We start from the raw sequence: 594 nt of genomic DNA on the forward strand, positions 1-594 counted from the left end.
AGGGAGCTTCGTCGAAGCGAGAAAAAGAAGGAGAGGAAGTGGCAGGAACTGTCGAATGTTTACACGCCATCCAGAGCGGGCGTGCCGGCTCCTGTGATCGAACCCCCACTCGCCCCTTGAGGCGAGCCCACAAGCACCGCAAACCGGCCCCAGGGCATCTTATCGGATAGCGGGGTCACCTTGATCCTTCCTGTTCCCCTGCCTGCGGCCGTGCCACCGGACCGGCAGGGCAGAAGGGAAAGGGACCGCGCTTCTTATGTTCTTAGGATACATGGATACGCTGGAGCGTTTTTGTGGTTTCAGCCTTGCCACGCTGGACCTGAAAGAGATTGACAGTTGATTGGTGGTCAACTGTAGTTGACTGGTAGTCAACTGTCGGAGCGCACGATGCCTAAAGCGACCATCCACGAGCTGCGCCGGTCGGGCGTGTCGCAAGAGGAAATCGAGCTTGCCAAGGCCACCCAGGCAGCACAGCGGCGCAATGGCGCCCCGGTGCAATCGATCGCCGTGCTGGTCGGCGCGGCTACGCCGCGCCAGCACCACAACCCGAACCCGCTAGCGGATCTGACCGATCGCGCCCTGCGCCGCCGGGGG

At 62.1% G+C, this 594-nt stretch carries 1 protein-coding gene; it reads left to right on the top strand.

The features are described from left to right. Positions 1 to 387 precede the first annotated feature (387 nt). Positions 388 to 594 (top strand): hypothetical protein (locus tag CK240_RS18490; RefSeq protein ID WP_205957923.1); only part of this gene is annotated, 207 nt, incomplete at its 3' end.

This window comes from Paracoccus salipaludis (genome assembly GCF_002287065.1).
GTDB classification, from domain to species: domain Bacteria; phylum Pseudomonadota; class Alphaproteobacteria; order Rhodobacterales; family Rhodobacteraceae; genus Paracoccus; species Paracoccus salipaludis.